Source organism: Paenibacillus thermotolerans (assembly GCF_028745515.1).
Classification (GTDB): domain Bacteria; phylum Bacillota; class Bacilli; order Paenibacillales; family YIM-B00363; genus Paenibacillus_AE; species Paenibacillus_AE thermotolerans.
In genome coordinates, this window is record NZ_JAQZSG010000004.1 from 133118 (window position 1) to 152466 (window position 19349).

Genomic DNA, 19349 nt, shown 5'->3' on the forward strand with positions numbered 1-19349 from the left:
GTTGAAACAACCAACCGTAATAGCAGAAGGGTAAAACAACACAAACAAACACTTGTTCCATTTTACCAAAATGAGGTAAACTAAAAATGCATAAATAATCAGAGCATATATCCATAATGTGGGTATCCCCAAGGAGGGCGAGCTTCACTTTAATCCAAATGAAGATGGAGTGAATGATTTGAAGATCATGTTTCTATGTACCGATAATTTTACACGAAGTATTATTGCTGAATTCTGTTTAAAGGATTTTCTAAAAAAGAATCATATAGACGATTTTTCGATTTCATCCGCTGGAATCAGGGCCGAAAGTGACGTTAGTAAATACTCAAATCTGCATTTTGCAATCATGGATGAGATGGGAGTAGATACAACGGAATGGTGCAGAACTCCATTTAAGAGAGACTATTTTGAGGAATATGATTTGATAATTGGTATGAGCGACCAGCATAAAAACTATATAAAACAAGAATACAGTCGTGATATCCCGCTATTTAATGAAGTTTACAACGGACATAACACTCCAGTGAACATTGGACCTCCTGACAGTGACAACTTTGAGGAGCAAATGAGGTCTTTGGTGCAGTATTTTTACGATGCTACACCAGAACTATACAAGAATATTATTGTTCATAGAAACACCTTGTGAATGGAGTAAATAATAGATGTATCTGATTACTCGAGATTTAGAATTTCTAAAGATTTTTTTTGATTCCGAACAGATCACGTTTGTTATGGATTCAATTGTTGAGGGAAAGAAGCAAGCATTCGTTTATGTTAACAAAAACAATAGCTGAAAAAGCAGGTTAAGCAGGTTTTAAGAGAGTACAACAATAGGAATTGTATTTTCAGAGTTGAAGGAGAGTGAGTCATGCCCGTATACATTGAAGAAAAAGAATCATTTACAGTCATCGGAAAGTTAGGACAAGGCTCTTCATCTGACGGACCAATGTGGATTCCAACGCTGTGGCAAGATGCGAACAGGAACTTTAATGAGATTACGGAATTGGCCAAAACAGACAAAGATGGGAATATTGTTGGGGTATGGGGAGCAATGAGCGATATGTCCGAATCTTTTGAACGATGGGGAGAACAAGGAAAATATTTAGCCGGATGTGAGGTGTTAGACGACTCGGCAGCTCCAACTGGGTGGACTAAGTGGGTAATCCCCCCCTACAAGTATGCAATTATCAAATGCAATCAAAGCACATATCAGGAAAAATTCACTTACATGATTAACGAATACATACCGAATAATAATTACTCGATCGTTGGGGCAATACATGAATACTATAATCCCTCGGAAACAAATGGAGATTTATATTTATATTTCCCTATCGAAAAAATAAGTAGTGATCTCTAGTTTTTCGAGGGATGCAACCAATGAAATCGTTGAGAATTGTCCTGGCCGTGCTAGCCTTTGGTTTCTTTCTCCGGGTGCCATAAACCCTCAGGATCACAGCGATACCGCCTTGACCAACCGTCTCACTCCGGCACAGAAGTGGGAACTGTACCGACATCTTCTGCATCCGAGATCGTTATTTGTCTATAGCCTGTTGCAGTTTCAACCTGTTGTTGCCCGATCTTTCGCCTCCGACTATGAAATGGACCGGCGCTTTGATGCGGTCTATGCGGCGACGGAACCTGCCCTACATTGTTCCGGTTACAAGGGACAGGTCGAGTTGAGCGGTCTGGGCTTCTATGCAAACCAAACGCTTCAATCGTTAACTTCCAAGATCAACTACGATCCGAGAGCGGTGTTAAAGGAAAGGAAATTCAATCTGCCCGTACTGATCGCTAAAGGCGGCTGTGATTATTTGTCGTGGGAATCGCACCAAGCGAGTTGAAATGAACTTATGGAGGGAAGATGAAATAAGGAATATACAAATATCTCTTTATAAATCGATTTTCGATGATACGAATGAGAACTGCAGCAGGTGATGAGCGTTTAGCGGGACGATATTTTACGTCAGGTAACACGCTACGGGGATGTGAATGTAATTGAAGTATAAAGTTATTTTGTTCGACTTTGACGGAACTTTAGCAGATACTCTGCCTGTATGTTTTTATTCATTTCAACAGGTATTTACTAAATATGATAATAGAACTTTATCAAATCAAGATATTATTGCAATGTTTGGACCATCGGAAGTCGGAATCATTCAACAAAATTTATTATGTAAAGATCGAATCGATGAAGCGATCGAAGACTTTTACTTTTTCTACGAAAGAGAACACGAAAAATTAGTAAGCAGAAATAAAGATGTCCTCGAATTGATAAATTTGATTCATAAGAAAGGGATCTTGACTGGAATTGTAACTGGAAAGGCAAGAAGAAGCTTTGAAATTTCAGTAAAGCATCTTTTTCCCAGTGAGTTGTTTCAAGTATCTATAACCGGTGATGACGTAGCTTTCCCAAAGCCCCATCCTGAAGGCATCATAAAGGCTATGAATATCTTGGGATGTTCTCCTGAAGAAACAATATTTGTAGGTGATAGTAGTGCAGATATTGAAGCTGGAAAAAGAGCAAACGTGAAAACCGTTGGAGTGAATTGGTTAGAAAACTCACATGGCAGCGAGTTTTTAATGAAGCCCGATTATGAATATTCGAGAATTTCTGATTTTATAAGTGAAGTGATTGGAAGTTCGAAGTGACGGAACAGGGGGGAAGTTATGAAAACGGTTATGTATCTGATTGCTGTCGCGGCTATTTTTTTAGTGTTATTTTTTGTATATAAAATGAGATATAAAATAAGCTCTCAACAAGATACGAAATCAAATGGAAGTACAAATGAATTACACGCGTTAACTTTTGACGCTACTCCGGATCAGCCGCAACCATTCGGTTACAAATGCCAGTGGATAGCCATAAAGACAGAAAATACGCAAGAAATAGTAGAGTACTTTAATCTTTCAAATACCCAATTCGCCAATTGGTCGACAGGAATAAAAGGGGCTTATGAAGGTTTTTACTTTATTTCACCGCCAATGAATGGGTGGACTCTAGTCATGAGTTCAAAAATGCCTGATTTATCGGATACAACAAATCGAAGTCCTATAGAACAGATTGTAAGACTAAGCGAGTACTATGGAGAAGCATACTATTTTGGTACTCATAGAGTTGTAGAGTATCATGCATGGGCTAAAGCTGTAGAAGGACAACTGGTAAGGGCTTACGGTTACTTGGGCGAAAGAGCGGAAATGTTAATTGACAAAGGGGAATTGACATCTGAAGAAATAGAGCATCATTTAGTATTTACACCTATTGAAGATGACGAATCATTATTACCGGATGAAGAACATGTATTATTAATCGCTAAAGAGTGGTCAGTCGATCCGTTAATGGAGTATGAAAACCTAGAATGTGGAGTAGGAGTTATTGGTAGGCAGCACAATTAAGGAGGTTTTGGACATGGAAAGAACTCATGATGCTGCTGGAATTCTTATCATTGATGATCAAAAGAGGGTTTTATTGGTTCATCAAACATATAAAGAAAAACATTGGTCTTTACCCGGCGGGGTTGTTGAGAATGGCGAGTCAGCGTGGGATGCGGCCCGCAGAGAGCTAAAAGAAGAAATAGGGATCCAAGCCGGAGAAATTGAGCTATCAGGAATATATTTCATGTCGCATCGTAATGGATATATTTTTGTTTTTAAATCCAAACAATATGAAGGAACCATTCAACCTGACGGGAAGGAAATTAATGAGTATGGATTTTTTAGCGTAGATCAGTTACCTAAACCAATAACAAATTTTACGGTTGAAAGAATTCGGGATGCCGTTGAAAATAGCAAACCGGTCTTCAAAGATCAACATGTAAAGGACTATTACACAATTTTTTGAATTACGATAAGTGAGTAAGAGGGAGAAAAAATGAAAAACCTGGGATATTCATGGCCTATATATGCCGGAATGATTTGGTCGTTATTATTTGCGCTCATGAGTTTTTATTGGGCAAGCGGGGGAATGATTGGAGCAGCTACTTTGGGCGGAGAAATATACCAAAAGGCAATTACAAGAGAATCCGATTTTATAACGATCGTATGGTTAACGGGAGTCTTTAAAATTGTTGGCGGTTTATTATTAGGGACCCTGTTAAGAAATTGGAAGCATAAATTTTTAATAAAGTCGATTTATATTGTGGCTTTTGCAGGCGGAATACTGATTTTCCTTTATGGACTTGCGAACTTTACAACCATTTTATTATCAATCATGAATATTTTAGAGCTGAAGATCGATAGTTATGCTAGATGGTGGCGTCTTTTATTTTGGGAACCTTTTTGGATGCTTGGAGGTCTATTATATATCATTTCAAGTAGAAGGTTTGCTTTGAAATGGAACAGGTCAAAGCAAGTTTAGGCGACCTTTGGGAGTGGATTGATAAACATGATAGAACTAAAAAGAGACGAGTATTTTAAGATAGAGCCTCTTCTTGCTCATAAGGAGCATAAATTTATCTTTGTATTTGTTCACTCTATTATTGATCATAATCAACCGGGTAAAATATTTGTTAATAATAAAAACCGCCCGACTGCTGGATTAGTGACTAGCCGCGGGGGGAAATACTATGTTTTCGGGGATGAACAAGACCAAACTTTTCATCGTTCGTTGTTTGATTTTTTAGCGAATTCTGATCAGCACGCTAACTTTTATGATTTGTATTTTTCCTCAAACACTTGGCTTTATATGATCAAAACCGCTTTGAACGATAATGTAGTGGAGCTATCGAGAACTCATTATATATTGGGTGACACTACTACTTCTGCTGATCTACCTGCTCCACACTTTAGTGAATTCCAACTTACGAGTATGAATGACCGGTTGTATGAGAGATACGTGAATGAAATAGATGGTTCTTATTCATTGCTTTGGGATTGTTCAAGGACATATCTAGAAAAAGCATTTGGTTACTGTTTTATAAACAATAGTGATTTTGTAAGCGCTTGTAACACTTTCTATGTAGGCGGAGGATATATAGAGCCTGACATTATTACACTTCCCGATTATAGGATGCAAGGGTTGGCTTTTATGTTGTGTCAGGAATTTATAAAGCATAGTAGGCAGCAGAACTTGATACCTTATTGGGATTGTGATTCCGGTAATACTGCCTCCAATTTGCTGGCCGTGAAACTGGGCTTTCATAAAGTTGGAGAAGTTCCGATATTATGGTGGCATGAAAACAAGCAAGTTATTTCAAATTACTTAATTAAAAATAACTACAAGAAATTATGAACAATCAACGAAGGAGATGATTGTGAACTAAATCAAGCGCAAGTTTATGTAGAAGAGTCAGTAAGAACAATCCCTGGCATCGGTAAAGAGTTTTGGTTTCACGATCCGAGCGGAAACAGACATTTAGTAACAGAACAAGTATAAGGAGTGGTCCTATGAATCAAGAGTTTGGATTTTCCCGTATTGGTTACGTGTATGTTCCGACAACCCGGATGGATGAATCGATTGCATGGTACACCCATAATTTGGATTTTAAACTAATGGATAAGTTTCAAGACAGAGGTTCTTTTATTGCAGTTTTACAACATCCTCATAAAAACTCAATTGCATTATTACTAATTGAAACAAAAGAAAAGCAATCATTAGAAATCATGAGGAATGGGAAGCCTTTTCCAATCATGGCTTTGAATTGCCCGGACATTGAATATACATATAAATTACTGAAAGACAAGGGAATAATGGTTGACGATCTCCATACTTTAGGTGCCGGTGAAGCTAAATATTTTTATTTCAGAGATAATGAAGGAAATTTATTAGAAGCCGCTTGGTCCATATGGGATCCGAAAGACGAAATAAAAGAGGATTTTATTACGATAAAAGAATAGCGGCATAAAGTCGGATACATCGTACTTAACCTAAGATGTTACAAAGGAGCTCGTCATATGAATCCACCCAAACATATTGTTTCGGCAGCGGCAATTGTTTTAAACGATCGGAATGAAATTTTGTTAATTAAAGGACCGCGAAGAGGCTGGGAGGCGCCGGGAGGACAAGTCGAAGAAGGCGAGTCGCCGGCACAAGCGGCAATTCGGGAAACGAAAGAAGAATCGGGTGTTGATATTGAAATCATTAGATTTTGCGGGATCTTTCAGAACGTTGAGAAAAGTATTTGTAATACATTATTCCTGGCAAAATACGTTGGCGGAACCCCAATACCAACAAGCGAAAGTCTTGAATCCGGATTTTTCTCGATTGACAGAGCATTAGAGATGGTGACATGGGGCAATTTTAGAGAGCGAATTGAAGCTTGCCTAAGATCTGACGGAGCACCGGTGTATGTTGAATTCTAATGCAAACAAAGGAGATGTCTAATGGATAGTAGAACGTTGGCAAAAGAAATATATGGTGCCGCTCATCTGGAAGGAACTTTTACATTAAGATCAGGACTTGTATCAACCGAGTATTTTGACAAGTATTTATTCGAAGCGGATCCATTATTACTGAAGAAAATTTCCGAGGCGCTTGTTCATTTGATTCCTGAAGGAATAGAAGTATTAGCGGGTCTTGAAATGGGCGGAATACCAATCGTAACGGCGCTATCGCTACAATCAAAATTACCTGCGGCTTTTGTTAGAAAAAAAGCGAAACAATACGGGACAGCGAAACTGGCGGAGGGTGCCGCAATTCAGGGCAAGAAAGTTTGTGTCGTTGAAGATGTAATTACTACGGGCGGACAAGTTGTTTTAAGCACTCAGGATTTAAGAGAGGCCGGGGCCATTGTTGAAGATGTGATATGTGTGATCGAAAGAAACCCTGAAGGAAGAAAAAAACTGGAGGAAATCGGATTGAAGGTACATTCATTGTTCAAGATGGAGGACTTATTGGAGGGATATTTAGATGATCAAATTGATTGAAAAGGTCGATCATGTTCAATTACCGGTAAGTGATATTGAGAAAGCAACAGAATGGTACTCTAAAGTGCTTGGATTGGAGGTCATGTCCGTAGGATGGTTGAAGTTTAGCGAAGGCCCCGTGTTAATGCTCCATCAAAGCAGCAAAGACACAAGAGTATCCTGGCTTTCGGAAGCGGATTTCCCAATGCCGGCTTTTATGTTTTTGACGAATAATATCGATGAATTGTATAAAACACTGAGTGAAAACAATACACTAATAAGAATGTATCAAGATGAAGGATTCGGTTGGGTTATTAAGTTTGTCGATCCGTTTGGAAATGAATTGGGAGCATATCAACCAAACGATTAAAAGAGGGTGGGTGGTTATCATATGGATATGGAACAGCTTTTTAACGAATCTGAGCATCACAAGTCTCTATTTGAAAAAATCAGATCGTTATGTCTTTCCTTCCCCGGAACGAGTGAACGAATGAGTCATGGCGCCCCGTCATTTTTCATTAATGACAAACTTTCTTTTGTACAATATCGTGTGAATCATCATGGCGACGGAAAAATTGCGCTCTGGTGCTCCGCTCCTGCAGGTGTGCAATCGTTGTTAATGGATTCGTCGCCGGAAATTTACTTTAGACCCGCGTACGTCGGACATTTGGGCTGGGTAGGAATGAGACTCGATCGGGATGCGTCATGGGGAGATATTTCCGGAATAATCGGTGAGGCTTATTTGAATAGAGCGCCCAAGAAATACAAGGAACTGATTAAAAAAACTTGAACCCGATGAAGCTTATCGATCGGTATTTACCAAGCTGGGACTTTGCCAAATCGAATAAGATTCCGTTGAATCGTAAGAACATTCCTGACGATTCCATTCTGTATCAAGTGGATTTTAGCAAATCCAAGATAATAAAACTATTGTTTTTCTTGCGCGGGTTGTCGACGAAGAAGTTAACATTGGACAATGCTTTGCGCTTCGGGTTTATATTGTTAGACCGGAACGATCGTGAAATTGTCCTCGGATTCATTGCTCAACCTTGGAAGCTAAAAGGAAATATTATTAACGCTGCCCCGGATGAATTTCTACGATTTGACAAGTCCGACTATATGAAAGCGGTTTGGAATTTTCGTTATGATCAGGAACAAGAAGATGTTTATTTGTTTACTGAAACGCGGATCCATTGTACAAGCACCGGGGCCAAAATGAAGTTTTCGCTTTATTGGTCGGTCATCGGCTTTTTCAGCGGAGTGATCCGGAATGAAATGCTGAAAATCATTAAAAATGAACTGGAATCAAGGAATTGAAGCGCATTAAGCAAAGCAGCAGCTCTCATTGAGAGCTGCCGCCTTCGTTCGGGCCTGCAAGCCCGTGCAATATAAATTCGATCGTCCGATCGACCTCCGCTTCATCATCCCATGCAAGCTCGGGAGCGATGATATAACGGGCGATAAAGAAACCGAGAACGGTCGTCACGGCCAGTCTTAATGCGGAAAGCGGAGGCATATCTCCCCTCAAGAAGCCTTGCGATTGAAACCGCATCACAATCCCTTGCACCTTCGGGATGATTTCCTTCTCGATCATTTCTTTAAAAGGCTCCTTCATCTCGGGGTGAAAAGGAATTTCCTGCAATAGGATGCGGATAACGGACAAATTTTTACGAACAAATTCGTCCCGGTTTCGAAATACGGCGCGCAAAAATTGTTCAAAGCTCGGGTAAGGAGCGTTAAGCACCTTAAAAAAATCTTTGAACACGAATGGAGCAATGAATTTGGCGACGATCGGCGAGACGATGGAGAACAGAAGATCCTTCTTCGTTTTGTAATGCCGGAATATCGTTCCTTCCGCGACGCCTGCTCGCTGAGCGATTTCACTGGTGGAAGAGGCGGAGTAGCCTTTTTCGGAAAACACCTCGATGGCGGCCATTAAAATTTTATTTTGTTTTTCCGTCATTTTCGGTTGTTCATCGCTCAGCTTAAGCAGTTCTTCGATCCAGCGTTCCTCGTTTTGTTCCGGTGCCATCGGTTCCGCCTCCTTCTTCAACACTTACATACTTCTGTATTTCTTCAATGCCGCCACGTTCAAGAGCATAAAGGCGAGCGAAAAGCCGACCAACACATACACATCCGCAGCAATGTCGCTCCAGCCCCCGCCTTTTACCATTACCGTCCGCAGCGCGTCAGCTCCGTACGTTAAAGGCATCGCATAGGAGAGCACACGCAGCCAAGAGACGATCGTCTCGAGCGGAAACAATCCCGAGAAAAATACTTGCGGCACGATGACGAGCGGAATGAACTGCATCATTTGGAACTCGTTCGCCGCGAAGGCGGACAGCAGGATGCCAAGCGAAAGCGCGGTAAGCGCCAGCAAAGCGGTGATGAGCAGCACGTATCCGAACGAGCCGACCATCAGCATTCCCAGTATATCAACCGAAAACCAAGCAATCAATCCGGCCTGGAGCAGCGTGAAAATGCCGAAGCCGCACACATAGCCGAGCACCATGTCGGTACGTTTCATCGGGGACGCCATGATTCGCTCCAGCGTGCCGCCGGTGCGTTCCCGCAAAAAGGCGATTCCGGCAATCAGGAAAACGAAAAAGAACGAGAATACGCCGATCAGCACGGGACCGAACCAATCGAACGAGACGAGATCGGAAGAACCGTATAAATAAGTGATGCTCGGCTCCGTTTGGGCGGAAGCGGGCAACAGCTTTTGGAAAGCGGTTTGAATCGTCAGCATGACGGATTTCGATTTCGACGGATCGCTGCCTTCCAAAACCAATTGCGGCCGTTCGTCCGCGAAAAGCAGTACCGCATCGTAATCGCCCGATTGGAGCAGAAGCTTGGCAGCGTCAACGTCCGCGGCGTTAACGTTCTCCACCTCCGCGTCCGTTTCTTTCAGCGCATTCTCGACGGGTCCCGGAACGCCGGAGATCCCGATTTTCGGCACGTACGTATCCCCGTTAAAAATGAGCGACATCAGCGTCAAGATGAGCAGCGGCGCGACGAGCATCAATGCGAGCGTGCGGCGGTCGCGAAGAAATTGCCGGATGATCCGGATCATCAGTGCGCGAATTCTCATGCTTGCTCCCTCCCATAGACAAGAAACGCTTCCTCAATCGTAGCTACATCGGACCGGCGCTTCAGCTCTTCCGGCGTTCCTGCGGCAATTAAGCATCCGTCGCGAAGCATGGCCAGCGTGCCGCACTTGTCGGCTTCGTCCATCACATGGGTGGTGACGACGATGGCGGTGCCTTTGGCTTTGATGCGGTGAAGCTCCTCCCAAATCTGCAGGCGGAGCACCGGGTCGATCCCGACGGTCGGCTCGTCAAGGATCAGAACGGGAGGCTCGTGCAGCATGGCGATGGCAAGAGACAGACGGCGCTTCATCCCTCCGGAAAACTTGTGCACGGGCTTGCTGCGATCGGTTGCAAGGCCGACAAGCTCCAGCGAGGCATTGATTCTTTCCTTCTTTTTGGCACCTCTCAGGCCGTAAATCGCTGCGAAGAAGTCTAAGTTATCCTTGGCGGAAAGCTCCGAATACAATGCGTCGGACTGCGCCATGTACCCGATTCGGCTCAAGTTGCCGTAATTCGGCATGCGCTCGCCAAGCACGTGAACCGTGCCGGAAGTAGGGGCTTCGATACCGGCGATAAGTTTGACCAGCGTAGTTTTTCCGGCGCCGGAAGGGCCGAGCAGCCCGAAAATATGACCTTCGGGAATGTCTAATGTGATGTCTCGGAGTATGGGCTGAGAACCGTACGATTTGGAGATATGGTCCAGTCTAATGGGGACATTCATAGGGACACGCTCCATTCTTTTGTGAGTGAGTAATTACTCATTTCTGAATATAGCATGGCGCCAATGAAGTGTAAAGTGAGTAATCACTCATTTTTTTGGGGTTAGTTGCAGATCGAACAAAAGGTGAAGGTGCATCCTTTTTTACTGAACGGGTAGATTAGCGTTAATGGAGTTTCATTTTCTTCATTTCCCATTTAGCGGAACTTTCAATCTCCAAATACGTTTATGTAATAAATAGCTTTTAGTGAATTGATTGAATAATAAGGAGAGTGGTAGTTGGTGCAAGAAAAAGAGCAAGGGAAATCTGTCGAACCCCGATATATACTGGGAATATCGATCGACTGGGGAGGAGAATGGGTGTGCAGTTATCTTACAATCAAAAGATGCAGCTGTTTGAAAGCGGTTACGTTGTTATACCCGGTGTAGTACCGACGTTGATGATCAAAGAAGCGTTGAAAGCCGTAAATCATTCGCTAGGAAAAGGAATTCCGGAAGGCCATAAAGGAGCGAACTATTGCCAAGAGCTTGAGAAGCACCCGGCGATAACAAACCTTTTCAACAAAACTCCTGCAAAAACACTGATCGACACTTTAATCGGAGAGAACAACTTCTACCCAATAAACGGCGCTCAAATTGCTCTTCGCTTTCCGGACTACCAAGACCCGCCGAATCCTTATGCAGGCGCCCATCTCGACGGCATGCTGAAATTGAAAGAGGGAATTGTAGAAAATTTTACTGCTCTTGTCGGTATTCTCCTAAGCGATCAACCGGAACCGAATATGGGTAATTTCATTGTTTATCCCGGCTCACACCGGCTTTGCGAACAATATTTCCGGGAGAATGGACCTGACATTCTGCTGGAGGAGGAGACGTTTCAAACGAAGCATCGACCGATAAATATGCAGCTGCCGGAGCCGGTGCAAATCACCGGGCAGGCAGGAGACATTGTCATATCACATTACCAAATGATTCACGCCGGTGGACCGAATACGTCGCCATTCATACGTTATTCCTGTTATTATCGTGTCTATCACTCAGAAATCCGAAACAATTGGAAAGCTCCGCTTACGGATCTATGGATGCATTGGCCAGGCTTACGGGATGTGCTAAATAAATGAAGTGAGATATTCGGCTACAAACAAATAAAACCGGGGACTCCTAAGTCCCCGGTTTTTCGCCGTATTATACGAGTACTGTAATTAGCATTGACATTAAAATATGTTGTTGACATGACACCAAATGGTGTCCTATAATCAAAGTGTCACCAAATGGTGTCCAATCAACGATTACTTATTTGGAAAGTTTGGAAACAATGATGGGGGGAGTAATGATTGAGTCAATTGATTGGTACGGAAACCACCGCGCAAGCAGGAATCAAGCCTCGAGGAATCATGATTGCTTATTGGTCCGTCACGTTTCTACTCGCAGCGGCTATTACGTTAAGCGGGATCGGGCAACTGATGCAGTATGGGGGAAACGTCGAGTTAGTGACAAAGCTTGGCTATCCGCTTTACGTTCTGACCATTCTCGGAGTTTGGAAAGTGCTCGGAGCCGTCGCTCTCGTCATGCCGGGTTTACCTCGGCTTAAAGAATGGGTTCATGCCGGTATTTTTTTTCTAATGACCGGTGCAGCTATTTCTCATGCGTTTGCTAATGACTATGGCGACTCTGGGTTTAATCTAATCCTTCCGCTTTTCTATGCCGCGTTAAATATTGCCTCGTGGGCGCTTCGTCCAAAGAGCCGAAGACTTTAAGAGGGGGAGGGTAAAGGCTGGCCATACATGACATCAATAGATTTCTGCTTCAGAAAGATACAGTATTGGAGGGGGTGCTATGAGCGAGAACGACAAGTTGCGTGATGTGTTTGACGCGATTGCAGACCCGACCAGGCGCCGACTGATTCATTTATTGGCAGAGGCAGAGGAGCTGCCGCTTCATGAGTTAACGGCGAAGTTTTCAATGGGCCGTACAGCGGTTTCCAAGCATTTGACAATCCTCAAAGAGGCTGGACTTGTCCTTGACCGAAAAGTCGGCAGAGAAACGCGATATAGACTAAACGCCTCTCCGCTCAGAGAAATTCAAGATTGGGTGGCTTTCTACAGCAAGTTCTGGAGTACGAATATGTTGCGCTTGAACCAACTATTAGAGGAGGAAGAAGAATGAGTTTAACATTATCCTTGGATTTTCAGTACACGACATCGATTGAGAAGCTTTGGTCCGCCCTAACCGATTCAAGCAAGCTTGCCAAGTGGGTCGCCAATATTCATACCGGCGAGGGGATGGAAAACAATTTTAAGCCCGTCGTAGGACATCGTTTTCAGTTTCGCACGCAACCGACCGAATATTGGAACGGGATTATCGAAGGCGAGGTGCTTGTCGTAGAAGAACCCAACCGGTTGTCCTATACTTGGGCCAGCGGAGAGCAGCACACGATCACCTGGACGCTGCAGGATTTAGGAGACGGGAAGGTGAACCTTCATCTCGAACAAACCGGAATCTCAAACGCCCAAGCGCTCAACGGAGCTAAGTACGGGTGGGGGAAATGGTGCGGCGAGCTTGAAAAGGTGTTGGAACAGTAACCGCATTCGGCAAAAAAACAACACTTCAAAATAAAAGCATACGAGGAGAGACGGAAATGTCCTATGTCGTTGATTTCAAAAATGTGTCCACGACCGGTTTAGAATCTTCACCTGTAGCAGAAGCGCTTGCCGGTTTACGTGCGAATGAAGCCCGCTACTTTATGACCAAATACAAGCATGAATTTACGGTCGTACCGGCTAGCGAAAGCCGGGAGACATTGGATTATGTGAACCGAATTTTGAAAGAAGAACGCGGTATTGAGTTTGCTGCCAAACCTTTAGAAACGTCGCGTTTCCAAGTGGAAAATATCGATTGGACCTACGTCTTTTACGAGGATGGTCTTTCGGTCAACGTTTTGTACACGGTTGATGACCCTAAGAAGCGGGCCGTCGGTTTTAAGCTTTCCGAGGGGATGGAGGTACCGAAGGAGCTAGCTGAGAAGTTTAAGTTTGCAAGGCAGAAGTCTAAGCTGGCTGGAACAATTCGGGGTTCGTTTTTTGTCATTAAAGGAGAATATTAAAGAAATCAAAAGCGCAATTGGAAGGAAATGGCCAATGGGCATGCCTCGATCCGTATCGATCGAGGCTTTTTATATTACGTACAACCGTCTCACCGTCGGCTATCACTTTGCCACTTCCGTGAATTAGTTTTTTAGTCCATGCATGTATTAAGGAAAGTACATACTATGGGTTTGAACGTCAGTAAAAACGGATAGTCGATCTGCTGTAATCATTACGAAAAGAGGGATTAACATCATGGTCAATCGCATCAGACATCGCATGGAGGGAGTAACCTCCTTAGTACGAGGACATCGGCATTTATTCAGTAATGTGTCAGACATTGTTGTGCGTGTGCCTAGTGCCAGGTCACATTTTCATATTTTCCGCGCCATCACAACGACAGCCGACGGACACCGACATATTTATTTTGGCAGGACAGGGCTTTCGATTAACGGCAGCGGACCGTTCGGAGGAGGTCCGAATCATTTTCACAGATTCAATGTTCTTACCCAAATTACAGATGGGCATCGCCATCGTGTGAGAGGATCGACAACTACCAATCGGGTGATCAGAAACAGCCGGCCGTAATATTCAGGTGATGAAAAAAAATATGCGCGTACACCTTATGGATCACGTGGTAAACTCGCGTGGTTTTTTTCTTTTATGCAGATGAACCCCAAAAATCTATTTTTAACAATTGAATTAGTAGAGGAAGTATACAACAATGGCTGAAGGGGGCGAATCGAAATGTATCAGTACCGTGTGTTGGTCGTCGATGACGATAAGGAAATAAGTAAAACAAGGAGCTGTCGGAAGAGGACTGGAATGCTTTTATTGAAATCATTGACCGAAAATCGCGCCGCCGTAACGATTATCGACATGCACGAAGGAAGTGTAGATATCGAGATCGACGGCGATTTGTTTAAAGCGACAGTTTCGATTCAAAACGGAAAATGCAGAGACGAGAATTGTAGGTTGAAGAAAAACAAAATTTTCAATGGTTGCAGGAAAAGAAAAGCCTTACAATGAAGTAAGAACAAAGCATATATTCTCTAGGCGAGGTGTAGTATTGATGCTAAAGCACATTCCAGCCATTCTGTCTCCCGATCTATTCAAAACGATGATGGAAATGGGGCACGGAGACGAGATCGTCATCGTCGACGGCAATTTTCCGGCTGCGAGCCACGCACAGCGGCTGATCCGCTGCGACGGCCACGACGTTCCGCCGCTGCTGGACGCCGTTCTCCGATTTTTCCCGCTCGATCAATATGTGGACAAACCGGTTGCATTAATGAGCGTCGTTCCCGGCGACCCGACGATACCGGTCATTTGGGAGGATTTTAAGCGCATCTTGAGCGTACATAGCGAGATTACGGATCCGATCGAAACGATCGAACGGTTTGATTTTTATGAGCGGGCGCGTAAGGCGTACGCTATTGTAGCTACCAGCGAGAAGGCGCTGTATGCGAACGTCATTTTGAAAAAAGGCGTCATTCGCGAGTAATCGGGAAAATCGTGCCGTTATATAATGTATAAGTAGGCGCAGAATGGTTGTGTCGGACATCTTGGGGAGGGCATTCGTAATGCGCTCTCTTTTTTATTGATTGGTCGCTGTGTTGCTTAAAACCGATTCGATTGGAGAGGTGAACGATATGTTAGCCGTAGATGGAGGCACCCCTGTTCGTCAAAAGCCTTGGACACCGCCGTTTATCAGTTCGGAGGAGTTCGACGATTTGGAAAAGCAATACGTGTTGAATGTGTTGAACAAGAAACGGGTGTTTCGGTTTTATCAGCACGGATTAGAGGATTCGGAAGCGTCAAAATTGGAAGCGCTTTACCGCGGGCGTACCGGCACAAAACATGCGCTGGCCGTCAATTCGGGCACATCCGCCCTCGTTTGCGCATTGATCGGGGCCGGGATCGGTCCGGGCGACGAGGTCATCATTCCCGCGTACACTTACATCGCTACCGCCGCGGCGGTTCTGATCGCCCGTGCCGTACCTGTCATCGTCGAGGTTGACGATACGTTAACGATGGATCCGCACGCTTTCGAGGCTGCCATTACGCCGTACACGAAATGCGTGATCCCGGTTCATATGAGAGGCGTGCCCTGCCAAATGGATGAAATCATGGCGATTGCCGAAAAGCATAACCTGATCGTCATCGAAGACGTGGCGCAAGCAAACGGGGGCTCGTATAAAGGGAGGCCGCTCGGATCGATCGGAGAGGCGGGCTGCTTCAGCTTCCAGCAATACAAGGTAATCACCTCCGGCGAAGGCGGAATGGTCGTTACGGATAATGCTTACTTGCAGGCAAGAGCGAGCGTCTATCATGATTGTGCCGTCAGCTTTTGGGGAGTGGAAAGCTCCGTAAAGATCGATTCGTTCCCCGGCGAAAATTACCGGATGAGCGAGCTTCAAGCGGCTCTCGGCTTGGCGCAATCGACCCGGCTCGATGAGGTGGTGGGCAAGCTGAGAAAAATAAAGCGGCGCATTGTCGAAGGGCTTTCGTCCGTGGACAACATACAGCTGCAGCGGATTCCGGATCCCGAGGGGGACGTTTCGTACAGCTTCGTGTTTTACGTTGCCGATCACGAAACCGCGCTAGCGTTCTCGGACCGCCTGTCGGCGGAAGGAATACCGAACGGCTCCATTCGCAATAACGGGTTTGCGGACCGCCATATTTACGTCAATTGGGATTATATATTGGAGAAGCGGGGAACGTCCGACAAGGATAATCCGTGGAACTGCCAAAGCTATAAAGGCAATGTCCAATATTCCAAAAATATGTGTCCGAACACCCTGGAGCTGTTAAGCCGGGCGCTTGCGGTTTCGCTGCACCAAAATATGACGGACGAGGATTGCGACGATGTGATCAACGCCATTAAAAAAGTAGCAAGCCACATGGAATGAGGGACGATACATGAGGGCTGCTTTCGGTAAAGTAATCATTACACCGGAGGAACGGTCGCCCCTGCAAGGGTACGATCCGGAAATGTTCAGCGCGGATCCGGCGACCGATACGTTGGATGATTTATACGCAAGAATTCTGATCGTCGACGACGGACATTCAAGAAGCGTGATCTTAAGCATTGATTGCTGCCTTACGAACGAAGAGGCCGTACAGGTGCCTGATCCGACAGGCGGCAACGGACCGAATCGCGAATTTATTCCTACCTTCCCCCCGGGGACAAGGGAAGCGTGGGCGCGTGCCGGCGGGACCGCTCCGAACGCGATAACGGTCAATGCGACGCATACGCATACGGCGCCTGCATGTTTCGGCGAGAAGGATACGAGGCGGATCGAAGAGGCAATCCGGGAGACAACGGAGAGGCTGGCTCCCGTTACGCTTAGCGCTGCGGCCGGTGAGAGCGGCATATCCGCTTTCCGCAGACCGGCGCTGAAAGCCGATCGGTCCGTCCCGGTAAATCAAAGCTTGCGGATGCTCATCTTTGAGACGTCGGACGGGAAATTGGCGGGCGCCGTAGCGAACTATGCCGTACATCCGACGGCGGTTCGCAATCCGGTCAGCCGGATCAGCGGGGATATCGTCGGGCTGGCCGTATCGCAAGTGGAGGAGCATGTTGGCGAAGATTTCGTCTGTCTGTTTCTTCAAGGATTTTCGGGGGATATATGTCCGCTGTATGGGGATAACGGCCCTGCTCACGATACTTACAGCGAAGTGAAAACGGGGAGCCTCGTGCTTGCCGGCGACATCCTTCGAACGCTGAGCACACGAACGCCGGTTGAAGTTTCTGGCCTTCGTGCCGATATGCGAACGATCCGTTTGCCTGCAAGAGAAGGATTTTATATCGAACATTGCAAAGTTACGCTGGTGGGGATTGCGCTGGGGCCGGCTCTGATTTTATCCGTATCGGGTGAAATGTTTAACGATTATATTTCAAAGCTGGATTCGATATCGCCGTTTGCCTTCAATCTATTCAGCGGAGTTTCGAACGGGTATTCCGGGTATATTCCTACGCGAAAAGCGTTCCTCGACGGGCTGGGCGGTTATGAAATGAATACGACCCCTTATACGCCGGAAGCGGAGGAGTATTTTTTGCGTGAGGCGGAGGATTTTATAGGAAGTCTCTGCGATAGATAAAACAAACTCCCATGTTCCCGGCGGAAGCATGGGAGTTTGACTGCGTTACGTGGGTAAGCCTAAAATACTTTGAATTCCTCCATCAGCATTTCTTCCGTTTGAGGCATCGTCAATCCCAGGTGCCAACAGCCCATCCCGACTAGCCCGTATGTCTTTACAAGTCGAAATTTGGCGAGCAAGCTGCGGGGATCCTCGAACCAAACTTCATGCAGCAAGCCTTTATCGTCTACATAACGGAAAGTAGGGGACGCGGCGATTTCGTCGTACCGGATCGGACTTTCGTGCTTGATATACAAATCGATAGCCCGCTGTGTCGAGTATGCCGTGCCTGTCCTTTTCTCGCCTGAAAGGGTCCAATCATAAGCGTACTGCGGAATGCCGAGCATCAATTTGGAGCGGGGCACAACGGATACGGCATAATCCAGCGTCTCCCGCACGCGGTCAATCGGAGCGATCGGGCCTGAGGGCCCTCCGGGCCAGTGCCAATCGTAGGTCATTAAAAACATGCGGTCGACATATTTGCCGATTGTTTTATAATCATAACCGGCTGCGTAAGACGGGTCCTTGTCTCCGCTTTTCGGGGGAACGGCAATCATGACCCGCATCCCGTGAAGATGCAGACGTTCGCTTAATTGCTTTAAGAACATGTTTAAATGCTTGCGGTCGGATGGGCGCACCTGCTCGAAATCGATGACCACGCCTTTGTAATCGTGCTCGTGCAGGATCCGGTATAGATTATTGATAAACTGTTCGCGAATGTTCCCGTTAGACATGATTCGATGAGCCAGTTCGGGATTAAAGCCGCCTTTTTCATCAATATTGGTAATTGTAGCGTAGGGCGCAAGATTTTTTTTCCATGCGATGATATGAGCCTCGTTCTCTGCAGGCTCTATAATGCTGCCGTCAAATTGAGGGCGGTATTCGAAAATAAATAGGCTGGACAACGTTTTATAGTAATTGCTGATCATCCATCGGTTTCCGGCTTCATCCTTCGGGAGGTAGTTTGTTCCTGTCCAAACCTCCTTTTTCGGAGGAGTCGGAATGGTCAGCTTTTGTCCCGGTCTCAGTACGGCATTTTGCAATCGGTTGGCTTTTATGACTTGTTCCTCGGTAAGCGAGTGGCGGTTGGAAATTTCCCAAACGGATTCTCCCGGTTGAACGATGTAGGTCGAGCCTTGGATCACAATGGCTTGGCCGACAACCAGCCGTGCGTCAGGCTTAAGTCCGTTCAGCTTTGCCAGATTCCCGACGGAAGTGCGGTATTGCTTGGCAATGTTCGTCAATGTATCCCCTGGCGCTACCTCATGAATCACTTGGGCTTTTGCCGTCAATGGGATCAAAAATAGGAAAATAAACGCCGCGGCAGCGACGATCAGTTTTTTCCGCAATGTAAATTCCTCCAAGTCCGTAAATAGGTTACAGTATTAAAATGCGAAGCGGACACATCGGTTATTCATGCATACGGCGCCTGCTATTCGAGGGAATGTTTGAGAATTTCGGAGGCATATTATT

At 45.3% G+C, this 19349-nt stretch carries 28 protein-coding genes; 24 read left to right on the plus strand and 4 right to left on the minus strand.

Going from position 1 to position 19349, the window contains the following annotated elements:
• Positions 1 to 187 precede the first annotated feature (187 nt).
• The 14 genes from PT964_RS05470 (at position 188) to PT964_RS05535 (ending at position 8160) form a co-directional block, all read left to right on the plus strand.
• The gene (locus PT964_RS05470) at positions 188 to 646 is read left to right on the plus strand and encodes an arsenate reductase/protein-tyrosine-phosphatase family protein (RefSeq protein WP_274362409.1); all 459 of its coding nucleotides are present in this window, start codon (positions 188 to 190) and stop codon (positions 644 to 646) included.
• A gap of 222 nt (positions 647 to 868) precedes the next feature.
• Positions 869 to 1360: a GyrI-like domain-containing protein gene (locus tag PT964_RS05475; RefSeq protein ID WP_274362319.1), complete on the plus strand. Its 492-nt coding sequence runs from the start codon at positions 869 to 871 to the stop codon at positions 1358 to 1360.
• A 109-nt stretch (positions 1361 to 1469) separates the two neighbouring features.
• Positions 1470 to 1844: a hypothetical protein gene (locus PT964_RS05480; RefSeq protein ID WP_274362320.1), complete on the plus strand. Its 375-nt coding sequence runs from the start codon at positions 1470 to 1472 to the stop codon at positions 1842 to 1844.
• Between the two features lie 154 nt (positions 1845 to 1998).
• Positions 1999 to 2652, plus strand: a complete 654-nt coding sequence (locus PT964_RS05485) for an HAD family hydrolase (protein ID WP_274362321.1) — start codon at positions 1999 to 2001, stop codon at positions 2650 to 2652.
• A gap of 18 nt (positions 2653 to 2670) precedes the next feature.
• Positions 2671 to 3396, plus strand: coding sequence for a hypothetical protein (locus PT964_RS05490; protein ID WP_274362322.1), 726 nt, complete (start codon positions 2671 to 2673; stop codon positions 3394 to 3396).
• Positions 3397 to 3409: 13 nt separating this feature from the next.
• Entirely contained in the window at positions 3410 to 3841 is a 432-nt protein-coding gene (locus PT964_RS05495) for an NUDIX domain-containing protein (protein WP_274362323.1), read from the plus strand.
• Between the two features lie 30 nt (positions 3842 to 3871).
• The gene (locus tag PT964_RS05500; RefSeq protein ID WP_274362324.1) at positions 3872 to 4357 is read left to right on the plus strand and encodes a DUF3995 domain-containing protein; all 486 of its coding nucleotides are present in this window, start codon (positions 3872 to 3874) and stop codon (positions 4355 to 4357) included.
• Between the two features lie 27 nt (positions 4358 to 4384).
• On the plus strand, positions 4385 to 5230 hold the full coding sequence (locus tag PT964_RS05505; RefSeq protein WP_274362325.1) for a GNAT family N-acetyltransferase: 846 nt from the start codon (positions 4385 to 4387) through the stop codon (positions 5228 to 5230).
• Between the two features lie 155 nt (positions 5231 to 5385).
• A complete protein-coding gene (locus PT964_RS05510) occupies positions 5386 to 5835 on the plus strand; it encodes a VOC family protein (protein ID WP_274362326.1) in 450 nt (149 codons plus the stop codon).
• A gap of 57 nt (positions 5836 to 5892) precedes the next feature.
• Positions 5893 to 6300 carry an NUDIX hydrolase gene (locus tag PT964_RS05515; RefSeq protein ID WP_274362327.1) on the plus strand — a complete coding sequence of 136 codons (408 nt, stop codon included), beginning with the start codon at positions 5893 to 5895 and terminating at the stop codon, positions 6298 to 6300.
• Positions 6301 to 6321: 21 nt separating this feature from the next.
• A complete protein-coding gene (pyrE, locus tag PT964_RS05520) occupies positions 6322 to 6864 on the plus strand; it encodes an orotate phosphoribosyltransferase (RefSeq protein ID WP_274362328.1) in 543 nt (180 codons plus the stop codon).
• Positions 6848 to 7213: a VOC family protein gene (locus PT964_RS05525; protein ID WP_274362329.1), complete on the plus strand. Its 366-nt coding sequence runs from the start codon at positions 6848 to 6850 to the stop codon at positions 7211 to 7213. The genes pyrE and PT964_RS05525 overlap by 17 nt, the downstream gene beginning before the upstream one ends.
• Before the next feature lie 21 nt (positions 7214 to 7234).
• A complete protein-coding gene (locus tag PT964_RS05530; protein ID WP_274362330.1) occupies positions 7235 to 7633 on the plus strand; it encodes an MmcQ/YjbR family DNA-binding protein in 399 nt (132 codons plus the stop codon).
• Positions 7630 to 8160 (plus strand): hypothetical protein, encoded by a 531-nt coding sequence (locus PT964_RS05535; protein WP_274362331.1) that lies wholly within the window; start codon positions 7630 to 7632, stop codon positions 8158 to 8160. The genes PT964_RS05530 and PT964_RS05535 overlap by 4 nt, the downstream gene beginning before the upstream one ends.
• Before the next feature lie 25 nt (positions 8161 to 8185).
• On the opposite strand, the gene PT964_RS05540 is transcribed toward PT964_RS05535, so the two are convergent.
• The 3 genes from PT964_RS05540 to PT964_RS05550 are packed head-to-tail and all read right to left on the minus strand — an operon-like array spanning position 8186 to position 10653.
• On the minus strand, positions 8186 to 8875 hold the full coding sequence (locus PT964_RS05540) for a TetR/AcrR family transcriptional regulator (RefSeq protein WP_274362332.1): 690 nt from the start codon (positions 8873 to 8875) through the stop codon (positions 8186 to 8188).
• 24 nt (positions 8876 to 8899) lie between these two features.
• Positions 8900 to 9934, minus strand: a complete 1035-nt coding sequence (locus PT964_RS05545; RefSeq protein ID WP_274362333.1) for an ABC transporter permease — start codon at positions 9932 to 9934, stop codon at positions 8900 to 8902.
• Complete coding sequence (locus PT964_RS05550; RefSeq protein ID WP_274362334.1) at positions 9931 to 10653, minus strand: ABC transporter ATP-binding protein; 723 nt, start codon at positions 10651 to 10653, stop codon at positions 9931 to 9933. The genes PT964_RS05545 and PT964_RS05550 overlap by 4 nt, the downstream gene beginning before the upstream one ends.
• 359 nt (positions 10654 to 11012) lie before the next feature.
• Between PT964_RS05550 and PT964_RS05555 the strand changes: the two genes are divergently transcribed.
• From PT964_RS05555 to PT964_RS05595, 10 genes are all read left to right on the plus strand, one after another.
• Positions 11013 to 11771, plus strand: a complete 759-nt coding sequence (locus PT964_RS05555; RefSeq protein ID WP_274362335.1) for a phytanoyl-CoA dioxygenase family protein — start codon at positions 11013 to 11015, stop codon at positions 11769 to 11771.
• 273 nt (positions 11772 to 12044) lie between these two features.
• Positions 12045 to 12407 (plus strand): DoxX family protein, encoded by a 363-nt coding sequence (locus tag PT964_RS05560; protein WP_425262679.1) that lies wholly within the window; start codon positions 12045 to 12047, stop codon positions 12405 to 12407.
• A 79-nt stretch (positions 12408 to 12486) separates the two neighbouring features.
• Positions 12487 to 12816, plus strand: coding sequence for an ArsR/SmtB family transcription factor (locus PT964_RS05565; RefSeq protein WP_274362337.1), 330 nt, complete (start codon positions 12487 to 12489; stop codon positions 12814 to 12816).
• Positions 12813 to 13232: an SRPBCC family protein gene (locus PT964_RS05570; RefSeq protein ID WP_274362338.1), complete on the plus strand. Its 420-nt coding sequence runs from the start codon at positions 12813 to 12815 to the stop codon at positions 13230 to 13232. Before PT964_RS05565 ends, PT964_RS05570 begins: the two co-directional genes overlap by 4 nt.
• Positions 13233 to 13288: 56 nt before the next feature.
• Positions 13289 to 13753, plus strand: a complete 465-nt coding sequence (locus PT964_RS05575) for a phage tail protein (protein WP_274362339.1) — start codon at positions 13289 to 13291, stop codon at positions 13751 to 13753.
• A 211-nt stretch (positions 13754 to 13964) separates the two neighbouring features.
• Positions 13965 to 14321: a YmaF family protein gene (locus PT964_RS26490; RefSeq protein WP_425262680.1), complete on the plus strand. Its 357-nt coding sequence runs from the start codon at positions 13965 to 13967 to the stop codon at positions 14319 to 14321.
• Between the two features lie 159 nt (positions 14322 to 14480).
• A complete protein-coding gene (locus tag PT964_RS05580) occupies positions 14481 to 14762 on the plus strand; it encodes a hypothetical protein (protein WP_274362340.1) in 282 nt (93 codons plus the stop codon).
• Between the two features lie 43 nt (positions 14763 to 14805).
• Positions 14806 to 15237 (plus strand): RbsD/FucU family protein, encoded by a 432-nt coding sequence (locus PT964_RS05585; protein ID WP_274362341.1) that lies wholly within the window; start codon positions 14806 to 14808, stop codon positions 15235 to 15237.
• Positions 15238 to 15385: 148 nt separating this feature from the next.
• A complete protein-coding gene (locus PT964_RS05590; RefSeq protein WP_274362342.1) occupies positions 15386 to 16645 on the plus strand; it encodes a DegT/DnrJ/EryC1/StrS family aminotransferase in 1260 nt (419 codons plus the stop codon).
• Positions 16646 to 16655: 10 nt separating this feature from the next.
• Positions 16656 to 17837: a hypothetical protein gene (locus tag PT964_RS05595; protein WP_274362343.1), complete on the plus strand. Its 1182-nt coding sequence runs from the start codon at positions 16656 to 16658 to the stop codon at positions 17835 to 17837.
• A 59-nt stretch (positions 17838 to 17896) separates the two neighbouring features.
• On the opposite strand, the gene PT964_RS05600 is transcribed toward PT964_RS05595, so the two are convergent.
• Positions 17897 to 19225 (minus strand): glycoside hydrolase family 18 protein, encoded by a 1329-nt coding sequence (locus PT964_RS05600; protein WP_274362344.1) that lies wholly within the window; start codon positions 19223 to 19225, stop codon positions 17897 to 17899.
• Positions 19226 to 19349 lie beyond the last annotated feature (124 nt).

What these genes read in the sequence shown, in the direction of transcription:
- PT964_RS05560 (WP_425262679.1), top strand. Translation starts at nt 12,045, where the DNA reads ATGATTGCTTATTGGTCCGTCACGTTTCTACTCGCAGCGGCTATTACG.
- PT964_RS05595 (WP_274362343.1), top strand. Translation starts at nt 16,656, where the DNA reads ATGAGGGCTGCTTTCGGTAAAGTAATCATTACACCGGAGGAACGGTCG.
- PT964_RS05500 (WP_274362324.1), top strand. Translation starts at nt 3,872, where the DNA reads ATGAAAAACCTGGGATATTCATGGCCTATATATGCCGGAATGATTTGG.
- PT964_RS05585 (WP_274362341.1), top strand. Translation starts at nt 14,806, where the DNA reads ATGCTAAAGCACATTCCAGCCATTCTGTCTCCCGATCTATTCAAAACG.
- PT964_RS05550 (WP_274362334.1), bottom strand. Translation starts at nt 10,653, where the DNA reads ATGAATGTCCCCATTAGACTGGACCATATCTCCAAATCGTACGGTTCT.
- PT964_RS05510 (WP_274362326.1), top strand. Translation starts at nt 5,386, where the DNA reads ATGAATCAAGAGTTTGGATTTTCCCGTATTGGTTACGTGTATGTTCCG.
- PT964_RS05565 (WP_274362337.1), top strand. Translation starts at nt 12,487, where the DNA reads ATGAGCGAGAACGACAAGTTGCGTGATGTGTTTGACGCGATTGCAGAC.
- PT964_RS05490 (WP_274362322.1), top strand. Translation starts at nt 2,671, where the DNA reads ATGAAAACGGTTATGTATCTGATTGCTGTCGCGGCTATTTTTTTAGTG.
- PT964_RS05540 (WP_274362332.1), bottom strand. Translation starts at nt 8,875, where the DNA reads ATGGCACCGGAACAAAACGAGGAACGCTGGATCGAAGAACTGCTTAAG.
- PT964_RS05545 (WP_274362333.1), bottom strand. Translation starts at nt 9,934, where the DNA reads ATGAGAATTCGCGCACTGATGATCCGGATCATCCGGCAATTTCTTCGC.
- PT964_RS05475 (WP_274362319.1), top strand. Translation starts at nt 869, where the DNA reads ATGCCCGTATACATTGAAGAAAAAGAATCATTTACAGTCATCGGAAAG.
- PT964_RS05495 (WP_274362323.1), top strand. Translation starts at nt 3,410, where the DNA reads ATGGAAAGAACTCATGATGCTGCTGGAATTCTTATCATTGATGATCAA.
- PT964_RS05575 (WP_274362339.1), top strand. Translation starts at nt 13,289, where the DNA reads ATGTCCTATGTCGTTGATTTCAAAAATGTGTCCACGACCGGTTTAGAA.
- PT964_RS05470 (WP_274362409.1), top strand. Translation starts at nt 188, where the DNA reads ATGTTTCTATGTACCGATAATTTTACACGAAGTATTATTGCTGAATTC.
- PT964_RS05580 (WP_274362340.1), top strand. Translation starts at nt 14,481, where the DNA reads ATGTATCAGTACCGTGTGTTGGTCGTCGATGACGATAAGGAAATAAGT.
- PT964_RS05515 (WP_274362327.1), top strand. Translation starts at nt 5,893, where the DNA reads ATGAATCCACCCAAACATATTGTTTCGGCAGCGGCAATTGTTTTAAAC.
- PT964_RS05525 (WP_274362329.1), top strand. Translation starts at nt 6,848, where the DNA reads ATGATCAAATTGATTGAAAAGGTCGATCATGTTCAATTACCGGTAAGT.
- PT964_RS05505 (WP_274362325.1), top strand. Translation starts at nt 4,385, where the DNA reads ATGATAGAACTAAAAAGAGACGAGTATTTTAAGATAGAGCCTCTTCTT.
- PT964_RS05590 (WP_274362342.1), top strand. Translation starts at nt 15,386, where the DNA reads ATGTTAGCCGTAGATGGAGGCACCCCTGTTCGTCAAAAGCCTTGGACA.
- PT964_RS05570 (WP_274362338.1), top strand. Translation starts at nt 12,813, where the DNA reads ATGAGTTTAACATTATCCTTGGATTTTCAGTACACGACATCGATTGAG.
- PT964_RS05530 (WP_274362330.1), top strand. Translation starts at nt 7,235, where the DNA reads ATGGATATGGAACAGCTTTTTAACGAATCTGAGCATCACAAGTCTCTA.
- pyrE (WP_274362328.1), top strand. Translation starts at nt 6,322, where the DNA reads ATGGATAGTAGAACGTTGGCAAAAGAAATATATGGTGCCGCTCATCTG.